17 protein-coding genes are annotated in these 16,254 nt (G+C 63.1%); 9 read left to right on the top strand and 8 right to left on the bottom strand.

Annotated features, from left to right (window positions below):
• On the top strand, positions 1-786 hold a 786-nt coding region (locus MAXJ12_RS03990), incomplete at its 5' end, for an OB-fold nucleic acid binding domain-containing protein (protein WP_008834482.1).
• A gap of 83 nt (positions 787-869) precedes the next feature.
• Here the strand turns inward: MAXJ12_RS03990 and MAXJ12_RS03995 are convergent.
• From MAXJ12_RS03995 to MAXJ12_RS04010, 4 genes are all read right to left on the bottom strand, one after another.
• Positions 870-1,445 (bottom strand): GNAT family N-acetyltransferase, encoded by a 576-nt coding sequence (locus tag MAXJ12_RS03995; protein ID WP_008834483.1) that lies wholly within the window; start codon positions 1,443-1,445, stop codon positions 870-872.
• A gap of 105 nt (positions 1,446-1,550) precedes the next feature.
• Complete coding sequence (locus MAXJ12_RS04000) at positions 1,551-2,330, bottom strand: Bax inhibitor-1/YccA family protein (protein WP_008834484.1); 780 nt, start codon at positions 2,328-2,330, stop codon at positions 1,551-1,553.
• Positions 2,331-2,542: 212 nt separating this feature from the next.
• Complete coding sequence (locus MAXJ12_RS04005) at positions 2,543-5,092, bottom strand: ABC transporter permease (protein WP_008834485.1); 2,550 nt, start codon at positions 5,090-5,092, stop codon at positions 2,543-2,545.
• The gene (locus tag MAXJ12_RS04010) at positions 5,092-5,787 is read right to left on the bottom strand and encodes an ABC transporter ATP-binding protein (RefSeq protein WP_008834486.1); all 696 of its coding nucleotides are present in this window, start codon (positions 5,785-5,787) and stop codon (positions 5,092-5,094) included. The genes MAXJ12_RS04005 and MAXJ12_RS04010 overlap by 1 nt, the downstream gene beginning before the upstream one ends.
• A 64-nt stretch (positions 5,788-5,851) precedes the next feature.
• On the opposite strand from MAXJ12_RS04010, the gene MAXJ12_RS04015 reads away from it, so the two are divergent.
• Both MAXJ12_RS04015 and thpR read left to right on the top strand, forming a co-directional pair.
• Entirely contained in the window at positions 5,852-6,496 is a 645-nt protein-coding gene (locus tag MAXJ12_RS04015; RefSeq protein WP_050898783.1) for an arylesterase, read from the top strand.
• 127 nt (positions 6,497-6,623) lie between these two features.
• A complete protein-coding gene (gene thpR / locus MAXJ12_RS04020) occupies positions 6,624-7,217 on the top strand; it encodes an RNA 2',3'-cyclic phosphodiesterase (RefSeq protein ID WP_008834488.1) in 594 nt (197 codons plus the stop codon).
• Here thpR and MAXJ12_RS04025 read toward each other — a convergent pair.
• Complete coding sequence (locus tag MAXJ12_RS04025) at positions 7,124-7,639, bottom strand: low molecular weight protein-tyrosine-phosphatase (protein WP_008834489.1); 516 nt, start codon at positions 7,637-7,639, stop codon at positions 7,124-7,126. The two genes, thpR and MAXJ12_RS04025, sit on opposite strands and share 94 nt — an antisense overlap.
• 170 nt (positions 7,640-7,809) lie before the next feature.
• On the opposite strand from MAXJ12_RS04025, the gene MAXJ12_RS04030 reads away from it, so the two are divergent.
• The 3 genes from MAXJ12_RS04030 to rlmN all read left to right on the top strand — a co-directional run bounded on the left by MAXJ12_RS04030 (position 7,810) and on the right by rlmN (position 10,333).
• Positions 7,810-8,175 carry a YkvA family protein gene (locus MAXJ12_RS04030; protein ID WP_040584821.1) on the top strand — a complete coding sequence of 122 codons (366 nt, stop codon included), beginning with the start codon at positions 7,810-7,812 and terminating at the stop codon, positions 8,173-8,175.
• A 281-nt stretch (positions 8,176-8,456) separates the two neighbouring features.
• On the top strand, positions 8,457-8,960 hold the full coding sequence (locus tag MAXJ12_RS04035; protein WP_008834491.1) for an invasion associated locus B family protein: 504 nt from the start codon (positions 8,457-8,459) through the stop codon (positions 8,958-8,960).
• Positions 8,961-9,100: 140 nt separating this feature from the next.
• Entirely contained in the window at positions 9,101-10,333 is a 1,233-nt protein-coding gene (gene rlmN / locus MAXJ12_RS04040; RefSeq protein ID WP_008834492.1) for a dual-specificity RNA methyltransferase RlmN, read from the top strand.
• A gap of 15 nt (positions 10,334-10,348) precedes the next feature.
• On the opposite strand, the gene MAXJ12_RS04045 is transcribed toward rlmN, so the two are convergent.
• On the bottom strand, positions 10,349-10,990 hold the full coding sequence (locus tag MAXJ12_RS04045; RefSeq protein WP_008834493.1) for a LysE family translocator: 642 nt from the start codon (positions 10,988-10,990) through the stop codon (positions 10,349-10,351).
• Positions 10,991-11,053: 63 nt separating this feature from the next.
• Positions 11,054-11,881 carry a hypothetical protein gene (locus MAXJ12_RS04050; protein ID WP_008834494.1) on the bottom strand — a complete coding sequence of 276 codons (828 nt, stop codon included), beginning with the start codon at positions 11,879-11,881 and terminating at the stop codon, positions 11,054-11,056.
• A gap of 275 nt (positions 11,882-12,156) precedes the next feature.
• Here MAXJ12_RS04050 and MAXJ12_RS04055 point away from each other — a divergent pair, with 275 nt between their 5' ends.
• On the top strand, positions 12,157-13,380 hold the full coding sequence (locus MAXJ12_RS04055; protein WP_008834495.1) for an argininosuccinate synthase: 1,224 nt from the start codon (positions 12,157-12,159) through the stop codon (positions 13,378-13,380).
• 5 nt (positions 13,381-13,385) lie between these two features.
• A complete protein-coding gene (locus MAXJ12_RS04060; RefSeq protein ID WP_008834496.1) occupies positions 13,386-13,904 on the top strand; it encodes a hypothetical protein in 519 nt (172 codons plus the stop codon).
• Positions 13,905-13,973: 69 nt separating this feature from the next.
• Here the strand turns inward: MAXJ12_RS04060 and MAXJ12_RS04065 are convergent, their stop codons facing one another.
• Positions 13,974-14,765: a lytic murein transglycosylase gene (locus MAXJ12_RS04065; RefSeq protein WP_008834497.1), complete on the bottom strand. Its 792-nt coding sequence runs from the start codon at positions 14,763-14,765 to the stop codon at positions 13,974-13,976.
• 163 nt (positions 14,766-14,928) lie between these two features.
• Here MAXJ12_RS04065 and MAXJ12_RS04070 point away from each other — a divergent pair, with 163 nt between their 5' ends.
• Positions 14,929-16,167, top strand: coding sequence for a flavin monoamine oxidase family protein (locus tag MAXJ12_RS04070; protein ID WP_008834498.1), 1,239 nt, complete (start codon positions 14,929-14,931; stop codon positions 16,165-16,167).
• The last annotated feature ends 87 nt before the right edge of the window (positions 16,168-16,254 follow it).

Genomic DNA, 16,254 nt, shown 5'->3' on the forward strand with positions numbered 1-16,254 from the left:
TACGATTCGGTGCGCGATGTCTGGCTGCGGTCCGGCCTCAATGTAGGGGAGATCGAACGGCTCGCCGAAGCCGACGCATTTCGCTCGATCGGGCTCGATCGGCGTGACGCGCTGTGGGCCGTACGCGCGCTCGACGGGAAGAGCGCTGCCGAAAAGCTGCCGCTGTTCGATCGTCCCGAAATCCGCCTGCGCGACAACGAACCCGAAACAAGGCTGCCCGTGATGCCTCTTGGCGAGCATGTCATTCACGACTACCGGTCGCTCGGTCTTTCGCTCAAGGCGCATCCGATTTCCTTCTTCCGCGGGTCCCTCGACAAAGCAGGCATAACGCCCAATGCCCGTCTCAAGGACGTGGCGGATGGCAAACGTGTTTCGGTGGCCGGCCTTGTGCTTGTTCGGCAGCGGCCGGGAACGGGAAATGCGATTTTCCTGACGCTCGAGGACGAAGAGGCGGTCGCCAATATCATCGTTTGGCCGAGGATTTTCGACCGTTTCCGCGCGGTCGTCATGGGTTCACGCTTCATCCGCGTCAGCGGCCGGCTGCAATCGGAATCAGGCGTCATCCACATTGTGGCGGAGAAGATCGAGGATCTTTCCCACTGGCTGGCCGAGCTCTCGGAGGAAGCCCAAATCGCCGCCGCGGCCGGTCCGGGCGGGCCAAATGGTCGGGCAGGGCGCAATTTTCTCACGCAACGGGGAAAAAAGACGCCGTCAGCCGCAAACGATCATGAGGAGCTGTCACGGAAGGCGAGCAGCGTCATGCCCAAAGGGCGCAATTTCCAGTAGCTCCGAAGCAGGAGTCCGGACCGGCGCAACCAAGTTTCGGCAAGAATACTTTCGCAAACTGCGACCGGTTCGATCGGAATGGTCTAGGATGGATTGTTCCGCGCCCGGAACCGGCGCTCCGGCATCGAATCCGGGTCTGGATCCGTATCCGAGCCGCCATTCATCGCCAATTGCATGAACACCGTGTCCAGCCAGCGGCCATGTTTGTAGCCGGAGCCTTCGAGCCTGCCGGAATGGCTAAACCCCATTCTCTCATGCAGTTTCACCGATGGGCTGTCCGGCCTGCCGTCGCCGATCACCGCGATGATCTGGCGAAAGCCGAGCGCTCTCGTGTCGGCGATCAGCCGCTCCAGCAGGGCCCTGCCAACGCCACGGCCCTTGGCCTCGGGCGCCACATAGATCGAATCCTCGACGATGAAGCGATACGCTGGCCGCGGCCTGAAGGCGCTTGCATAGGCGTAACCGACAATGCCGCCATCGGCTTCCGCGATGATGTAGGGATAGCCGGATGAAGTCAGCGCCGCAAAGCGTGCGCCCATCTCGCTGCGTGTCGGTGGCTCGAGTTCGTAGCTCGCCGTGCCGTGCTCCACCGCGTCGGCGTAGATTTCGGTGATCCGGTCGAGGTCAGTCTCCACCGCGTCTCTAATGAAAATGCCCATAAATTGTGCAATCCCTATCTCCTGCTTCGATTGAAGCAGGGGCGGGCGCAAAAGAAAAGGGCGGCCTTTGGGCCGCCCTTGGCTGGTTTGCTGGTCCAGGACGAACTATTCGCGGTTGCCCAGGAACGACAGCAGGAAGGCGAACAGGTTGATGAAGTCGAGATAGAGCGTCAGCGCGCCCATGGTGGCCTTGCGGCCGGCGACCAGCACGTCGTCGCCCTCGAAATACATCTCCTTGATCTTCTGCGTGTCGTAGGCGGTCAGGCCCGAAAAGACCAGCACGCCGATAGCCGAGATGGCGAACTGCAGAGCCGAGGACTGCAGGAAGATGTTGACCACCATGGCGATGATCAGGCCGAACACGCCCATGACGAGGAACGTGCCCATGCCGGACAGATCACGCTTGGTGGTGTAGCCCCACAGCGACAGCGCGCCGAAGGCGGTCGCCGTGATGAAGAAGGTCTGCACGATGCTTGCCGATGTGTAGACCAGGAAGATCGACGACAGCGACAGGCCCATCAGGCCGGCGAAGATCCAGAACGTGGTCTGGGCGGCCGAAACGCTCATCGTGTGGACACGGGCGCTCAGGTAGAAGACCATGCCGAGCGGCGCCAGCATGACCACCCAGCGCAACGGCGAGCCATAAAGCAGCGCCCCTGCATTGGTCAGCATCTTGCCGTTGGCAAGGGTGGCCACCGCGCTCGCGGGATCGTTGGTGGTCGCCACCATGACGGTGCCGAGCGCGGCCAGGCCGGTGATTGCGAGGCCAAGCGCCATAAGGTTGTAAACCTTGAGCATGTAGGCGCGCAGGCCCTCGTCGATAGCGGCATCGGCGCGGGAGCCCGCTACCCCGACGCGTGCCTGATAATTGCGAAGGTCAGCCATGATTTCCTCTATTGCTTTGCCCCGTCCGGTGTCGGGTCTCAACGACCCAGGCGCCGCTGGCGGGGACTCCAGCATGCCTGAGGCGGAATATGATGCTTCTTTCGAGTTAGGACAAGACCCGTTACACGCCGCAACCCCGCGTGAACGTCCAAATCGACAAGCAAAACGCTGAATCCAGCCAGGCGGTCGCCCCTCTCGCTTGGGTTGCGTCCCTACAGATTGCGCAGAACCGGCGCGGCCTTGTGGCCCAACACCCGCCATGTCCCGACCAGGCCGATGCCGACCGTCAGCACCAGCGCGAACAGGATCGTCGACGCGGCCACCTCCGGCAGGAAACTGGAAGGGAGCGTCATGATCCGCGCCACGATGAACCAGGCGGCGATGCCACCGGCGAAAAGCGCGAAGAGCGCGGTTGCGAGCCCGATCAGCAGATATTCGAAGGAGAAGGCCGCGATCAGCGTGCGCCGCGTCGCGCCCAGCGTCTTCAGCACCACCGCATCGTGTATGCGGGCGCGGTTGCCGGCTGCCAGCGCTCCCGCCAGCACCAGCACCGAGGCGATCAGCGCCACGCTGGCTGCGGCGCGTATCGCGGTTCCCAGTTGCGCGACGATGCGGTTGACCACGTCCAGCGCGTCCTTGACCCTGACCGTGGTGACGGTGGGGTATGCGCGCGTCACCACATTGAGGATGCGCGATTCGTCTGCCGCAGTAGCGCCTTCCACCGAAAGCGTAGCCAGCCAGGAATGCGGCGCGCCGGCAAAAGTGTTGGGCGAGAACACCATGACGAAGTTGATGCCCATCGATTCCCACTGCACCTCGCGGAAATTGGCGATCCTGGCGGTGACGTTGCGGCCAAGCACGTTCACGGTGACAGTGCCGCCGATCTCCAGGCCGATTTCGCGAGCCTCGTCCGCCGAGAAGGACACCAGAGGCTCGCCGTCGTAGTCTTCCGGCCACCACTCGCCCTGCGACAGCGTCGCGTTTTCGGGAATGGTCGCCGAGTAGGTGAGGCCGCGATCGCCGCGCAGCACCCATGCGCCTTCGGGGGGCACTTGCATCGTCTGCACGTCGACGCCGTTCAGCGCCATGATGCGCCCGCGCAGCATCGGCACACGCATCAGCTTGCCAGCAGGCGCCGCTTCCTGCACGAGCGCCGCGAAAGCATCGACCTCGCCGGCCTGGATGTCTACGAAGAAGAAGTTCGGCGCGCGCTCAGGCAGGCTGCCTGCGATCTGCCGCCTGAGATTGCCGTCGATCAGCGCCAGCGTGACCAGCAGCGTCAGGCCAAGCCCCAGCGACAGCACGACCGAAGGCGTCAGTGCGCCCGGCCGGTGAATGTTGCCGATAGCCAGACGGAGCGCGGTGGAGCGCACGCGCGGCGACTTTCTTGCCAGCCACTGCACGGCTACGCCGACGCTGCGCAGCACGATGAAGGCGAAGATCGTGGCGCCGACGAAGATCGCGGCAATCCGCCTGTCGCCGGAAAACCAGATCGCCAGGAGCGCTAGAATGACGGCAAGGCCGAGCGAGGCGGCGACATAGGCGAGCCTCGGCAGGCCGCGGCCGCCAAAGCCCATTTCACGAAACAGCGCGGTCGCCGGGACGTCGCGCGCCCGCCCAAGCGGCAGAAGCGCGAAAGCCAGCGTGACCAGCACCCCGAACAGCGCCGCCATGGCGAGCGCCATCGGATAAAACCCGCCTTCGGCCGGCACCGGGATGATCGAGGACAGGACAGCGCCCGCGGCGAAAGGCATCAGCGCGCCGAGCGCCAGGCCGGCGATGATGCCGATGCCGGCGATGATCAGGATCTGGACGAGATAGACGGTAAAAACAAATCCACCGGACGCGCCGAGGCTCTTGAAGGTGGCGATCACGCCGCGCTTGCCGTCGAGATATGCGCTGACCGCGTTGGCGACGCCGACGCCGCCGACGACCAGAGCCGTCAGCCCGACCAGCGTCAGGAATTGCGAGAACCGCTCTATGTTGGACGCCAGCGCAGGCGCGGCATTGCTGCGCGTCCTGACGCTCCATCCTGCTTCCGGAAAGCGCTCCGCCGCCACGTCCCGGATCGCTACGAGATCCGCCTCGGTCGAATTGGGGGGAAGCCGAACCTTGTAGGCATGCTCGACCAGGCTGCCCGGCTGGATCAGGCCGGAAGCGCGCAGCCCTTCCAGCGACACCATCAGCCGGGGCGCGAAGCCGAACCCGTCCGAGATGGCGTCGGGTTCGGCGACGATCCTGGCGCGCACCTCGAACGTCGCGCTGCCGAGCTTGATCCGGTCGCCAAGCTCGATGCCCATCCGCTCGAAGAAGATGTCGGGCGCTGCCGCTCCAAAAGCGCCGGCTCTTTCGCCGAACAGCTCTGCCCGGGACAGCGCCGGCTCGGTCAGCAAGGCGCCGTAGAGCGGATAGGCGTCGTCGACCGCCTTGACCTCGGCGAGAGACTGGTCGGAGCCGTCCTCGAGCCGCGCCATCGAGCGCATGTTGGCGCTTTCGGCAAGCGTGCCCAGTTGCGCAACGAAGGCGCGCTCTGCATCCGTCATCTCGCGCTGGTTCAGTTCGAAGCGTATGTCGCCGCCGAGCAAGGTTTGGCCCTCATTGGCTACGCCCGCCGTGATGGCGCGCGCGACCGAATTGACGCCGCCGATCGCCGCTACACCCAGCGCGATGCAGGTCAGGAAGATCATGAAGCCGGAAAGCCCGCCGCGCATTTCCCGCAGCGAGAAGCGAATGGCGAGCTTCAGCGTTTGCGAGAGCGGCATCAGGCCGACACCGCGACCAGCGGAGCAGCTTCGATGCGGCCGGAGCGCATCGACACCTGCCGGGCGCAGCGCGATGCCAGCGCCGGGTCATGCGTCACAAGGACCAGGGTCATGCCACGCTCGCGCGCCTTGGCGAACAGCAAATCGGCCACCTGCCGGCCGGTCGCCTGGTCGAGGTTTCCGGTGGGTTCGTCGGCGATCAGGATGCGCGGTTCGGGCGCCAGCGCACGGGCGATCGCCACGCGCTGCTGCTCGCCGCCCGACAATTCGCCGGGATAGTGGGTGACGCGATCGGCAAGGCCGACGGCCTCTAGTTCGCGTGCGGCGATCTCGAAAGCGTCCATGCGGCCGGCAAGTTCCAGCGGCACAGCGACATTTTCCAGCGCGGTCATGTTGGGAATCAGATGGAAGGACTGGAAGACGATGCCTATGTTGCGGCCGCGAAACGCCGCTATCTGGTCTTCGCTCCTGCCGTTCAGGACTTCGCCGGCGATGCGAACTATGCCGGCGTCGACCCGCTCCAGCCCGGCAAGCACCATCAGCAGGGTCGACTTTCCCGAGCCCGACGGCCCGACAATGCCGGTCGCCTCACCGGCGGTGACATCGAGGCTGACGCCCTTCAGGACATGGACCGAGGAAGCCCCTTCGCCGAGCGTCAGCGACACGTCCTTCAGGTGGATGACGGGTTCTGTCACGGAAAATCTGTCCTATATGGAGGAGACGAAGCCGGAAGCGCTTTCGTCATATGGGTTGTTGGTCATGGCATTCAAACGTCCGGCTCCGGCTTTGCTCGCCGCCATTGTCGTCTGGTTCTCATTTTTATCTCCGGTCATGGCCGAGCCGCACCAGATCGTCGGCTTCGGCGACAGTCTGATGGCCGGTTACGGCCTCAATCCGGGCGAAAGCTTTCCCGAAAAGCTTGAAAAGGCGCTACGCGCCAGAGGTCACGATGTCGTGATCGGCAATGCCGGGGTTTCGGGCGACACGACCAGCAGCGGGCTCTCGCGGCTCGACTGGTCTGTGCCGGACGGGACCGACCTGGTCATTCTGGAGCTTGGCGCAAACGACATGCTGCGCGGTGTCTCACCCGAGATCACCGAAAAGAACCTCGACGAGATGATCGCGCGGCTGAAGGTGCGGAATATCGCGGTTCTCTTGGCCGGCATGCGCGCTGCGCCAAATCTCGGACCGGATTATGCCGCCGCTTTCGATGGCATCTATTCGCGGCTGGCGGAAAAGCACGGTCTTCCACTCTATCCGTTTTTTCTCGATGGCGTCGCTGCCGATCGCAGCTTTCTGCTGGAAGACGGAATGCACCCGAATGCGGCCGGCATCGATCGCATGGTCGAGCGTTTCCTGCCCGCGGTGGAAAAACTGATAGCGGAGCGGCCGGACGGTAGTTGACGCCGCGTGCTGGAACACAGCGCCTGCTGAAAATGTTGAGCGAATGTAACCAATAAACAGCTTGCGGCCCGTCCGGATCGGTGATTCGCTGGTCTCGAGATTTCGATTCGATGAAGGGAGCCTGGCAATGCCGCGACTTTTCACCGCCCTCGAAATTCCCCGCGATGCCGCATTGTCCCTCTCCCTGCTCCGCGGCGGCCTGCCCGGAGCGCGCTGGGTCGATGTCGAAAATTACCACCTCACGCTTCGGTTCATCGGCGATGTCGAAGGCCATGTCGCCGACGAAATCGCCAATGCGCTGGACAGGGTGCGGCGGCCCTCCTTCTCGCTGGCCCTGTCCGGCGTCGGAGCATTCGGCTCGAAAAAGCCGCACGCCGTCTGGGCCGGGGTCACCGCATCGCCCGACCTCAACGCCCTGCAGGCGGAAATCGAGCGCATCTGCCAACGTGTCGGCCTAGCCGCTGACCCTCGCAAATTCATGCCGCATGTCACGCTCGCCCGGTTGAGGAATCCCAACCCGGTCGATGTGGCGCAGTATCTCTCGGCGCGCGGCAATTTTTCGACGATACCGTTCAAGGTCACCCGCTTCGTGCTGATGTCGTCGCGCGATTCCGTCGGCGGAGGACCCTATGTGGTGGAAGAGGTCTGGCCGCTCATTGGCGCCGACCCGCGCTCCAGTCTGTCGGCCAGCTTTTCCGAAGCCTGGCGAACCATGCGGTAGACCGAGGCGAAGCCGTCGGCCCCGCCGTAATATGGGTCCGGCACCTCGCTTGTGACGCCTTCGGCGAAATCGAGAAACAGCAGGATCTGGCCTTTGGCATCCGGCGGCGCCAGCGCCTTCAGGTCTTCGACGTTCGAGCTGTCCATCCCGAGGATGAGGTCAAAGCGGTGGAAATCCTCAGGCACGACCTTGCGCGCCTGTTGCGCCGAAATGTCGATGCCGTGGCTGGCCGCGATCGCAATCGAGCGTGGATCGGGTGCGGAACCGTGATGCCATCCGCCGGTTCCGGCGGAATCGACGAGATAGGCGCTTTCGGTGCCGCGCGATGCCGCTACGGCGCGGAACACCCCCTCGGCCAGCGGCGAGCGGCAGATATTGCCGAGGCAGACGAAAAGTATGCTGGTGTGCGCCTTTGCGATCATCGATCGTCCGCTGTGATGACAGGACGGAACTCGATTAACACGGTGGCGGAAAATGGCCAGAGAGAAACTTGCCAGGCTGATGAACCGCTGCGGCGGCGCTCTTGCGCGGCGCGCATCTTGCGAAAGCCCGAGCCATTTACCACATTTCCGCTGTCGAGGAGGCAAAAGGCATGGCTACGGCAAACAATTTCGGCTTCCGCATGTTCGGCGGGGGCAACGACGATCCCGAGAACGATGTGCGGGCAAGGTTCTGGCAAACCGCCAAGCGGGCAGCGCGACAGGTGCCGTTCATGGACGAAGTGGTCGCCGCCTACTACTGCGCGCTCGACAGCCGGACGCCGTTGCGCGCAAAGGGCACGCTGCTCGCCGCGCTTGCCTATTTCGTTCTGCCCGCGGACACCATCCCCGACTTCATCCTAGGCCTCGGCTTCACCGACGACATTGCGGTGTTGACCGCCGCGATCGCCACCGTGAAGGCGCATGTCACCCCGGCCCATCGCCAAGCCGCCCGCAAGGCGCTGGCCGAGCTGGATTGAGCGATTTTTGCCGTTCCGGTTCTGACGCACGGTTTCACTCTGAAACGAAAAGTCAAACTCTTGCCTTTTTTCCCGTCTTGAACAGCACATGGGACGAACGTCGGGCCGTGCAAGCGGTCGTGGCGTCTGGATGGCGGTAGTGCCAAATGGCCGAAACGGATCCTTTTTTGGAGCACGGTTCACCATTTGGTAACCCAGATTAAATCAAAATGAACCGAACGGCAGGGCCCGGATCCGGCCTGCCCCCGCATACCATGCGAAAAGACAGGGAAACGGTAGTAATGCGCGGATTGATTGCGACGATTTCGAGCCTGATCCTGGTTGCGAGCGCCTTGCCGGCGCTGGCCCAGTCGGCTACCAAGATCGGCCAGCACAGCGCCTGGGGCACCTACAGCTATCAGGCAAACAACGGCAAGGTTTGCTATGTGCTGACCGTGCCGACCGACAAGCAGCCTTCCAACCTCGATCATGGCGACATCTTCTTCTTCGTCAGCCAGCGGCCGGGGCAGGATGTCTCCTTCGAGCCGCAATTCATCGCCTCGTATGATTTCCAGGAAAATTCCAAGGTATCGGTCACCGTCGGCGACAAGTCCTTTTCCATGTTCACTCGCGGAAAATCCGCCTGGGTGGAGAATGCCGCGGAGGAGCCGCTGCTGATCGCGGCGATGAAGGCCGGCTCCGACATGAAGGTCGCGGCCAAGTCCGGACGCGGCAATCCGACCAATTACGCATTCTCATTGAAGGGCATCTCAGCAGCGCTGAGCTCTATCGCCGGCTGCAAATAACGACTGCCAGTTTGGTTCAGAAGGGCCGGACCATCGTCCGGCCCTTCGCGTTCCTGCCGCGGCGTGACGCAGCGGCCTCGCCGTGATATGTGCGCGGCAAAGTTAGACAAACCGGCTTCGGCCCACCATATGGCGTCGCCATGACCCTTTCGCTTGATCTCACCGCCAATCCTACGCGCGATATGCTGCGCGCCCGCGCCGTCATGCCGGCAAAAGGGTCGCTGATAGGCCTGTCGCGTGCCGAACTCGGCGAGGCGTTGATCTCGGCCGGCGTGCCAGAGCGCCAGGCAAAGATGCGCGTCCAGCAGCTTTGGCACTGGCTCTATGTGCGCGGTGTTTCGGATTTCTCCGAGATGCTCAACATCTCCAAGGATCTGCGCGCGACGCTGGAGCAGCATTTCACCATCGCCCGGCCAGAGATCGTCGAGGAGCAGATCTCCAACGACGGCACGCGCAAATGGCTGTTTCGTTTTCCGCCGCGCGGAGCAGGCCGTCCGGTCGAGATCGAGACGGTCTACATTCCGGAAGAAGGCCGCGGTACGCTGTGCATTTCCAGCCAGGTCGGCTGTACGCTGACGTGCTCCTTCTGCCACACCGGCACGCAGAAGCTGGTGCGCAATCTGACGGCCGAAGAAATCCTCGCCCAGCTTCTGACGGCGCGCGACCGGCTCGGCGATTTTCCCGAGCGCGGCACGCCCGACGGCGCCATCGTGCCGGCCGAGGGCCGCAAGGTCACCAATGTCGTGATGATGGGCATGGGCGAGCCGCTCTACAATTTCGAGGCGGTCAAGAAGGCGCTGCTGATCGCCTCCGACGGCGATGGGCTTTCCCTGTCGAAGCGCCGCATCACGCTGTCGACCTCCGGCGTCGTGCCCGAAATCTTCCGCACCGGCGACGAGATCGGCGTCATGCTGGCGATCTCGCTGCATGCGACCAATGACGACCTGCGCGACCTCCTGGTGCCCATCAACAAGAAGTATCCGCTGAGCGAACTGATCGCCGCCTGCCGCGCCTATCCCGGCCTGTCGAACGCGAAGAGAATAACGTTCGAGTATGTGATGCTGAAGGACGTCAACGATTCCATCGAAGACGCCAAGGCGCTGATAAAGCTGCTGCGCGGCATTCCGGCAAAAATCAATCTGATCCCGTTCAATCCGTGGCCCGGCACCAACTACCAGTGCTCGGACTGGGAAACGATCGAGAAATTCGCCGATTACATCAACAATGCCGGCTATGCCTCACCGATCCGCACCCCGCGCGGCCGCGACATCCTCGCCGCCTGCGGCCAGCTCAAATCGGAATCCGAGCGCATGAAGAAGGTCGATCGCCTGGCGCTCGAAGCCATGATGATCGCCGGTCACGGCGAGGCGTGACCAGGGCCAACTGGGCTACTTCGCCTGCGCCGTCAGGATCTTGAGCGCGAAGGCCGAAAACACACCGGCGAATAGATAGTCCACCACCCGGGTCACCGTCGGGTTCTTCTTCAGAAGCCCGGCGAACTTGTCGGCGGCGATCACCATCGGCGCTGTCACCGGCAGCGACAGCGGAATGAACAGCAGGCCGAGGAAAAGCAGTTTTCCCGGTGCGTTCGGATCGTTGGCCGAGACGAATTGCGGCAGGAACGTCATGAAGAACAGGATGATTTTCGGGTTCAACAGGTTGATTCCGAGCCCGGTCGCCCAGTTCTGGAACAGGCTGCGGCCCGAGCCCGCCTTCTTTTCAGGCGAGAAGGCCGAGCCGTTGCGGATCGCCTGATAGGCCAGCCACACCAGATAACCCGCGCCAAAGATTTTCAGCACCAGGAACGCCTGCGGCGAAGCGACGATCAGGGCCGACAGCCCGAGCGCCACCAGCGCGGTGTGGATTATGACGCCGGTCATCGCGCCGAACATGCAGGCGAAGCCTGCAGCGCGGCCTGCCGAAAGCGCCCGCCCGACGAATAGGGTCATGTCCGGCCCGGGCGTGATCGCGATGATGAAGGTCGCGACCGCAAACTGGACTATGATGCTGGCTTCCGGAATGAACGGCATGGTGCGGACCTCACGCGACGGCGTTCAATATCCGAATCTCGGCAGACACACCAGCGTATTGATCTACTGAACCGCGCCCCGCAGTTCCGCATCCTTCGCGATAGCGGGCTCGCGGATCTCATAGGCAAGGCCGTTCCACATCCAGTGGCTCGGCTCGGCGCCGCCACCTTGGACCAACGTGACAAGGTCGGGCCAACCGTCGGCCGAGGTTTTCGGGTCGAGGTAAAGCGCCATGCCTTCGCTGTTGTAGACCTCACGCCAATCTTCGCTCGCGCCCTGGCGTGCAAAGCCGCTCAGCGTGCAGCCCGACTCGCCGTAGTAGCGGCTGGACCCGCAAAGCGAGGCAAAGACCATCTCGGCGTCCTGCGCGACTTTGACCGAGGCCGCCGAGAGGAGCGGCTGCTTGCCGGTGGCCTCGCTGAACAATGCCGCTTCGTCGGCCATGAGCTTTGTCGCGGTTCCGATGGATTGATCCGTTTCCGAGAGAGCGACGCTTTGATAGGCCGACATGTCGACTGCGCTGCAACGGGGCGCGATCGCGTCAAGCACCGCGCGCGACCCCCTCAGCGAAAACACTGCAGCTGGCTCTCCGCCGAATGCGAAGGAGAGCCTGTTGCCTGCCTTCAGGGGTTCAAGCATTTGGAATGGAATGGCGATCGTCACAACGCCGGGACTCAAGCTTGCCTTGGCGGGCAGGTCGACGCCATCTACGGTGACCACCACATCGGTTTCATGGAGGAGAGTTGCCGACGTAGCCTCGACGCGCAGGCGAAAGCTCCAGCGCTGTTCGGCACAGGAAAACGACCCGCCGGTGATATTGGTCGCCTTCAGCGGAACCGGCAATATGGCGACCGCGCCGCTTCCGGCTTCTTCCCAACGGTCGCCTGCCATGGCCGAGAGCGCTCCAGACAATAGGAAGGCGGCCGCACAAAAACCCAGCCGCCGACGCCCAGCTACCCGTTTCCCAGCCGGTTCGGCAATCTCTCCAACGATTTCGACAGATTGAGCCATCGGGCGTGAAGTCTTCGCCAGATTCGTTAAAAGTTTATTGAATGCCGCTTTGACCTGTGTACTGGCCGGGCCTTGTCCGGCCCGGCATTCCTGCTAAAAGTCCCGCCCGAGACGCGGCCCAACAAAGTGCTGCGCAGCAAAGCCTCGGGGTAAATATGTCGAAGTGGAAAGACGTGAAAAAGGTCGTGCTCGCCTATTCCGGCGGTCTCGATACCTCCATCATCCTGAAGTGGCTGCAGACCGAGCTGGGCGCGGAGGTCGTGACCTTCACCGCCGATCTCGGCCAGGGCGGGGAATTGGAGCCGGCGCGCAAGAAGGCGGAGATGCTCGGCATCAAGGACATCCGCGTCATGGATGTGCGTGAGGAGTTCGTAAGCGATTTCGTTTTCCCGATGTTCCGCGCCAATGCGGTATATGAAGGCACCTATCTCCTCGGCACGTCGATCGCGCGGCCTCTGATCTCGAAGCACCTGGTCGATATCGCCAGGGAAACCGGCGCCGACGCCATCGCCCACGGGGCGACCGGTAAGGGCAACGACCAGGTCCGCTTCGAGCTTTCGGCCTACGCCCTCAATCCCGACATCAAGGTCATTGCGCCATGGCGCGACTGGTCGTTCAAATCACGGACCGACCTCCTGAATTTTGCCGAGCAGCACCAGATTCCGGTACCCAAGGACAAGAAGGGCGACGCACCGTTTTCAGTCGACGCCAATCTTCTCCACTCCTCTTCCGAGGGCAAGGTGCTGGAGGATCCGTGGAGCGAGCCGCCGGAATTCGTCCACCAGCGCACCATTTCGCCGATGGACGCGCCGGACGCCGTGACCGAGATCACCATCGAATTCAAGAATGGCGATCCGGTCGCACTTAACGGCAAGAAGCTGTCGCCGGCGGCGATGCTGGCTGCGCTCAACGATCTTGGTCGCGACAACGGAATCGGCCGGCTCGACCTCGTCGAAAACCGCTTCGTCGGCATGAAATCACGCGGCGTCTACGAGACGCCGGGCGGCACTATCCTGATCGCGGCGCACCGGGCCATCGAGTCGATCACGCTCGACCGGGGGGCGGCTCATCTCAAGGACGAGCTGATGCCGCGCTACGCCGAGCTGATCTATAACGGCTTCTGGTTCTCACCCGAGCGCGAAATGCTGCAGGCGCTGATCGACAAGAGCCAGCAGGATGTCGAGGGCGAAGTGCGGCTGAAGCTCTACAAGGGCAACGTCATCGTCACCGGCCGCCGCTCGCAGAAATCGCTCTATTCCGATGCGCTGGTCACCTTCGAGGATGACCGCGGCGCCTACGACCAGAAGGATGCCGAAGGGTTCATCCGCCTCAATGCGCTGCGTCTCAGGACGCTCGCCGCCCGCGGTCGAAAAGGTTGAGGTCCATGCGCCTCGGCCGCTGCCTTGTCGCGCTGATCTGTTCGGCGGGCGCCGCGTCGGCGTCCGAGTTCGACCCCCTCGCCGTCGATCTGGCGTCGCTGATCGAGTGCCGTTCGGATGCGCGGACCTATAACAGCTTTGCCCTGTGGCTGACCGGCGATCCGGCAGCCGCGAAAGCGCTTGGCTGGCAGGCGATCGTTTCGGATAACCCGTTCCTGAAGGAATACAGCCTGCCTGCCGCAATCGCCGTTTTCGGCCATGAGATCGACCGTGTCGCCTTCACTGCGTCGGGTCCGATGGCGGTGCTCGACGCTGTGGCTCCGGACGAATTGGCGAAAAAGCTCGGAATCACGCCCGAGATCGCCACGGCCGGCAAATTCCTGGGCGAGAAAGTGGTCCTGGAGGCGAAGGAGGAGGATCTCGGGATGGTTTTCGAGACCCGCGTAGCACTCAACGTGTCTACCGTCGATTCCCATCGCGGCAAGACGCTTGCCGGATGCTCCTACAGGATAGAAGTGCGATAGGCCGTTTGGCGGAGCATCGCAAGGCCTGAGCACCGGGCGTGGTGGCCCGGCGCTGCAGCTGTATCGAGCTTACCGCCCGTCAATGGCGACGGCGATGTGGGCGATGGCCTGCTGATAGACGCTCGCGGAATTCCAGCCCGCGATCGCGCCCATATTGCCCTGAGCGCCCGCGCCGGGATTCCAGCCGTGAGCCCTCAGGAAATTGGCCGTGGACATCAGCGCAATGCTCTTGTCGCGCAGGTTCTTGTTGCCGACGGCATATTTCAGGACGTTGCCTGGCAGAAACTGGGTGTGACCGATCTCACCATGCATGGCGCCGACCGACCCGGCGCTCAGTGCGCCGCTGTCGACCAGCCTGAGCGCTGCAATGGCATGCGGGGTGAAGAATGCCGGACGGCGGCAATCGTAGGCCAGCGTCACGATCGCCGAGACCGTGTTCTGCTTGCCCATGAAGGAGCCGAAACCGGTTTCCATGCCCCAGATGGCGAGCAGCACGCCGGGCGACACGCCATAGGAGCTTTCAATCTTATTGAAGAGCGCCGCGTTCGACTTCTTCAGCGAACGGCCCTTGGAGATGATGACATTCGCGCCGCGGCGCTGCATGAAAGCTTCCAGGGAGCCGCTGAACGCTTTGCGGGCGGCGCGATCAGCCCTGATGGTTGCAGTGGCGTATCTTGCGCCGGCTAGCGCTGCAAGACCCCTGCTCCCGACGCCAGCAGCCCTCGCCTCGTTGGCGAACTCCGCCTTCCACTGCTCGAATCCAGCAGCGCTTTCGCCGCACGAGGCCGCCTGCGCGGCGCCAGTCAGCAGGCTGAGCGCAGCCACAGCAGCAATCAACCTTATCTTGGCAAGAAATGCCATGTCATTCTCCTGAACCTGAATCGATCCCCGAAGGGAGCCTGCCGGCGAATCGCCCGCTTGTGCCTGCCAACGGTCAAAACGTCATTGACATTCGAGCCGCTGGCGAACGCCGAAGAACTTCCCTACGATCAAGTATATAATGTGGCAAGGGGCTGAATAAGTCATGAAAGACGTTGATGTCATCGTCGTCGGCGCGGGTTCGGCTGGTTTGGCCGCAGCCAAGACCCTGCGCGCGGCAGGGTTGAGCTTCACTGTTCTGGAGGCGATGAACCGCGTCGGCGGCCGCGCCTGGACGTCCACCGAGCATTTCGGCATCCCCTTCGACATCGGCTGCGCCTGGCTCCACGCAGCCGACCGCAATCCATATTTTCCGGAAGCCGAAGCGGCCGGCTGGACCCTTCACCATCACGATATGAATGTCGACCATCTCTACTATGGCAAACGCAAGGCCTCGGAAGAAGAAGAGGCGGAGATGAATCGCGCCGACTATGAAATGTCGGCGGCGCTCGAGAATTGGAGCGGGGCGGACGGCAATGTCTCGTCGCTGCTCTCCCCCGGTCATGCGCCGCGCGCCGCCGCGACCTTCGCCGGGCCGATGGATTTCGGCCAAGATTACGACGAGGTTTCGATAGAAGATTTTCGCGCGGCCGCCGATCTCGAGCCGAATTACTTTACAAAGGAAGGTTTTGGCGCACTGGTCGCGCAATACGCGGCCGATGTGCCTGTCGAACTGTCGACCCCTGTCCGGAAAATCCTTTGGGACGTGCCGGGTGTCGCCTGCGTCACCGATCGCGGAACGATCCGCGCCAGCGCCGTCATCGTCACCGCCTCGCCGGCGGTACTGGCATTCGAGGAGATCGAATTCTCACCCGCCCTGCCCGATGACGTCGTGGAGGCTTTCTTCGATCTGCCGATGGGCATGCTCACCAAACTGCCGATCGAGATCAGGGGCACGCGGCTCGGCCTTGCCCCGTTCGACGACCTGCTGATCGAACGGCCGGCCCGCCACGACATCTATTTCCTGTGCTTTCCGTTCGACACCGACCTCATGGTTGGCTTCGTCGGCGGAGATTTTGCGTGGGAAATGTCGGCGGCGGGCGAGGCGGCGGGTGTCGATTTCGTCACCGACAGGCTCTGCGGTATCTTCGGCAACGATGTCAGGAAGCATGTCGGCCGAGCCGCCATGACCAACTGGGGCGGCGAACGCTTCGTGCGCGGCGCCTATGCGGCGGCCCGTCCGGGCAGAGCGGCTGCACGCGCCACACTCATGGAGCCGGTGGCTGAACGCATCTGGTTCGCCGGCGAGGCTCTGGCTGGATCGCTGATCCAGACCTGTGGCGGCGCAAGGCTTTCGGGCGAAACGGTGGCCCGGCAGGTGGCGGCGCAACTCGGCGCGAAATAGCTCCTGGAAAGCCTGGAACGAGTTTCCGCGCGAGGTTTGCCCAGGATCACAAATTTGCCGGCGGCGGTCGCGCATGGCTGAAACCGG

Origin of the sequence: Mesorhizobium alhagi CCNWXJ12-2, from assembly GCF_000236565.1 — a bacterium.
GTDB classification, from domain to species: domain Bacteria; phylum Pseudomonadota; class Alphaproteobacteria; order Rhizobiales; family Rhizobiaceae; genus Allomesorhizobium; species Allomesorhizobium alhagi.

Bases quoted from the DNA above. Each gene is read 5' to 3' on its own strand.
- MAXJ12_RS03995 (WP_008834483.1), bottom strand. From the start codon at position 1,445: ATGGGCATTTTCATTAGAGACGCGGTGGAGACTGACCTCGACCGGATC.
- MAXJ12_RS04000 (WP_008834484.1), bottom strand. From the start codon at position 2,330: ATGGCTGACCTTCGCAATTATCAGGCACGCGTCGGGGTAGCGGGCTCC.
- MAXJ12_RS04005 (WP_008834485.1), bottom strand. From the start codon at position 5,092: ATGCCGCTCTCGCAAACGCTGAAGCTCGCCATTCGCTTCTCGCTGCGG.
- MAXJ12_RS04015 (WP_050898783.1), top strand. From the start codon at position 5,852: ATGGCATTCAAACGTCCGGCTCCGGCTTTGCTCGCCGCCATTGTCGTC.
- thpR (WP_008834488.1), top strand. From the start codon at position 6,624: ATGCCGCGACTTTTCACCGCCCTCGAAATTCCCCGCGATGCCGCATTG.
- MAXJ12_RS04025 (WP_008834489.1), bottom strand. From the start codon at position 7,639: ATGATCGCAAAGGCGCACACCAGCATACTTTTCGTCTGCCTCGGCAAT.
- MAXJ12_RS04030 (WP_040584821.1), top strand. From the start codon at position 7,810: ATGGCTACGGCAAACAATTTCGGCTTCCGCATGTTCGGCGGGGGCAAC.
- MAXJ12_RS04035 (WP_008834491.1), top strand. From the start codon at position 8,457: ATGCGCGGATTGATTGCGACGATTTCGAGCCTGATCCTGGTTGCGAGC.
- rlmN (WP_008834492.1), top strand. From the start codon at position 9,101: ATGACCCTTTCGCTTGATCTCACCGCCAATCCTACGCGCGATATGCTG.
- MAXJ12_RS04045 (WP_008834493.1), bottom strand. From the start codon at position 10,990: ATGCCGTTCATTCCGGAAGCCAGCATCATAGTCCAGTTTGCGGTCGCG.
- MAXJ12_RS04050 (WP_008834494.1), bottom strand. From the start codon at position 11,881: ATGGCAGGCGACCGTTGGGAAGAAGCCGGAAGCGGCGCGGTCGCCATA.
- MAXJ12_RS04055 (WP_008834495.1), top strand. From the start codon at position 12,157: ATGTCGAAGTGGAAAGACGTGAAAAAGGTCGTGCTCGCCTATTCCGGC.
- MAXJ12_RS04060 (WP_008834496.1), top strand. From the start codon at position 13,386: ATGCGCCTCGGCCGCTGCCTTGTCGCGCTGATCTGTTCGGCGGGCGCC.
- MAXJ12_RS04065 (WP_008834497.1), bottom strand. From the start codon at position 14,765: ATGGCATTTCTTGCCAAGATAAGGTTGATTGCTGCTGTGGCTGCGCTC.
- MAXJ12_RS04070 (WP_008834498.1), top strand. From the start codon at position 14,929: ATGAAAGACGTTGATGTCATCGTCGTCGGCGCGGGTTCGGCTGGTTTG.